Annotated in this window: 3 protein-coding genes; 1 reads left to right on the forward strand and 2 read right to left on the reverse strand. The window is 75.7% G+C overall.

All coding sequences use genetic code 11. The features are described from left to right. Both rsmA and LPU43_RS09525 read right to left on the reverse strand, forming a co-directional pair. Window positions 1-677, reverse strand: a 677-nt coding sequence (gene rsmA / locus LPU43_RS09520) for a 16S rRNA (adenine(1518)-N(6)/adenine(1519)-N(6))-dimethyltransferase RsmA (protein WP_229399866.1), incomplete at its 3' end; no start/stop codon positions are given. Further along, the gene (locus LPU43_RS09525; protein WP_229399867.1) at window positions 674-1,588 is read right to left on the reverse strand and encodes a TatD family hydrolase; all 915 of its coding nucleotides are present in this window, start codon (window positions 1,586-1,588) and stop codon (window positions 674-676) included. The genes LPU43_RS09525 and rsmA, both read right to left, overlap by 4 nt. A gap of 137 nt (window positions 1,589-1,725) precedes the next feature. On the opposite strand from LPU43_RS09525, the gene LPU43_RS09530 reads away from it, so the two are divergent. After that, entirely contained in the window at window positions 1,726-2,577 is an 852-nt protein-coding gene (locus LPU43_RS09530) for an alpha/beta fold hydrolase (RefSeq protein ID WP_229399868.1), read from the forward strand. Window positions 2,578-2,635: the final 58 nt, after the last annotated feature.

The following is a 2,635-nucleotide window of genomic DNA, read 5'->3' on the forward strand; positions in this document are numbered from 1 at the left end:
ACGGCGAAGACCCGCTCCCGGGGGACGTCGGGGCGGGGCGGCTCGCGGCGGGTGAAGGCGACCAGCCCGGAGTCGACGTTGGGTACCGGCCAGAACACGTTCGGGGGCACCCGGCCGGCGGCGCGGGCGCGGGCGTACCAGGCGAGCTTCACCGACGGGATGCCGTAGACCTTGGAGCCGGGGCCGGCGACGAGGCGGTCCGCGACCTCCTTCTGCACCATCACCAGTCCGTGGCGCAGGGTGGGCAGCTCGGCGAGCAGGTGCAGCACCACCGGCACGGCCACGTTGTACGGCAGGTTCGCCACCAGGGCGGTCGGCGCCGGGTCGGCCAGGTCGGCGGCGGTCACGCGCAGGGCGTCGGCGCGGTGCACGGTGAGCCGGGCGGCGTCCGGGCCGGCGTGCCGGGCGGCGGTCTCCGGCAGGGCGGCGGCCAGCGTGGGGTCGATCTCCACGGCGTGGGTGTGGGCGGCGACCGGCAGCAGGGCGAGGGTGAGCGAGCCGAGGCCGGGGCCGACCTCCAGGGCGACGTCGTCGGGGGCGAGGCCGGCGGCGGTGACGATCCGGCGGACGGTGTTCGGGTCGTGCACGAAGTTCTGGCCGAGCTTCTTCGTCGGGCTGACGCCGAGGCGGGCGGCGAGTTCCCGGATCTCCGCCGGGCCGAGCAGGCCGGGGGTCACCACGGGCCGAAGGCGCGCTCGGCGTTGGCCGACAGCGCGGCGCAGAGCGCGTCGAGGTCCGCGCCGGTGGTCGCGGCCAGCGCCCGGACGGTGAGCGGGACCAGGTACGACGCGTTGGGCCGCCCCCGGTGCGGGGTGGGCGTCAGGTACGGGGCGTCGGTCTCCACGAGCATCTGCTCCAGCGGGGTGAGGGCGGCGGCCTCGCGCAGCGCGGTGGCGCTGGCGAAGGTGACGGTGCCGGCGAAGCTGAGCAGGTAGCCCCGGCGCACGCACTCGGCGGCGAACTCGGCGTCGCCGGAGAAGCAGTGCAGGACGACGGTGTCCGGGGCGCCCTCGTCGTCGAGGACGCGCAGCACGTCGGCGTGGGCGTCCCGGTCGTGGACGACGAGGGCCTTGCCGTACCGCTTGGCGATGGCGATGTGCGCCCGGAAGCTCTCCTCCTGGGCGGCGCGTCCCTCGTCGCCGGTGCGGAAGAAGTCCATGCCCGTCTCGCCGATGCCGCGCACCCGGTCCCGGGCGGCGAGCGCCTCGATCGCGCGCAGCGCCTCGTCGAGGTCGGCCAGCCGGGGCGCCTCGTTGGGGTGCAGGGCGACGGTGGCCAGCACCGCCGGGTAGCGCTCGGCCGCGTCGGCGCCCCACGCCGAGGAGGCGACGTCCACGCCGACCTGGACGAGCCGGTCCACCCCCACCCCGGCGGCCACCGCCACGGCCGCCGCCACGGGGTCGTCGGCGGTGGCGTTGCCGCCCGCGCCGCCGGCCGGCGCGCCGGCCTCGCTGACGGTGATGTCCAGGTGGGTGTGGCTGTCCGGCACGGGGCGGGGCAGCGGCTCGGGCGCGGGCGGGAACTCCCCGGCCCGGCGGGCGGCCCGCTGCCGGCGGGACTCGGTCGACTCGGTCATCGCCGCCAGCATCACACACCGCCGGCCGCCGCCGGTCCGCCACCCGGCCCTTCCCGCGCCCCGCCGCCAGGTGGGGGGCAGGCATACCGGCGGTCGGGTCGGGAAAGCGCGGGGCGTCCGACGGCCCCGACCCCGCCCCGGGAGACGACATGCCCTTCATCACCGTCGGCGCGGAGAACTCCGCGCCCATCGACCTGTACTACGAGGACCACGGCTCCGGTCAACCCGTCGTGCTGATCCACGGGTTCCCGTTCAACGGGGCGACGTGGGAAAAGGTGACCAACGCGCTGCTCGCGGCCGGATACCGGACGATCACGTACGACCGGCGGGGCTTCGGCAACTCCGCCCAGCCGGCCGCCGGGTACGACTACGACACGTTCGCGGCCGACCTGGACGCGCTCGTGAACGAGCTGGACCTGCGGGACGCCATCCTGGTGGGGCACTCGATGGGCACCGGGGAGGTGACCCGCTACCTCGGCACGTACGGGCCGGACCGGGTGGACCGGGCGGTGCTGCTGGCCCCGCTCGCGCCGTTCCTGCTCAAGACGCCGGACAACCCGGAGGGGCTCGACCGGAGCCTGTTCGACGGGTTCCAGCAGGCGATCCTCGCCGACCGGTTCGCGTTCCTCACCACCTTCTGCGACAACTTCTTCAACTACGACGAGAACCGGGGCCGGTCGGTCAGCGAGGAGGCGTACCGGGCGCACTGGCAGATCGGCGCGCGGGCCTCGGCGATCGGCACGTACCAGTCGGTGGACGCCTGGCTGACCGACTTCCGGGCCGACCTGCCCCGGTTGGAGGTGCCGGTGCTGCTGGTGCAGGGCGACCAGGACCGGGTGCTGCCGTTGGCGGCGACCGGGCAGCGGTTGGCGCCGATGCTGCCCGACGCCCGGCTGGTGACCCTGCGCGGTGCGCCGCACGGCATCCCGTGGACCAACGCCGACGAGGTGAACCGGGCGATCCTGGAGTTCGCCGCCGTCGGAACGACGGCGCGGTCCTGAGCGCGGCGGGGCGGCGTCCGGGTCACCGGATCGCCGCCCCGTGTCACGGTGCTGGGCC

Source organism: Micromonospora okii, from assembly GCF_020884795.1.
Lineage (GTDB): Bacteria > Actinomycetota > Actinomycetes > Mycobacteriales > Micromonosporaceae > Micromonospora > Micromonospora okii.

Bases quoted from the DNA above. Each gene is read 5' to 3' on its own strand.
- LPU43_RS09530 (WP_229399868.1), top strand. From the start codon at position 1,726: ATGCCCTTCATCACCGTCGGCGCGGAGAACTCCGCGCCCATCGACCTG.
- LPU43_RS09525 (WP_229399867.1), bottom strand. From the start codon at position 1,588: ATGCTGGCGGCGATGACCGAGTCGACCGAGTCCCGCCGGCAGCGGGCC.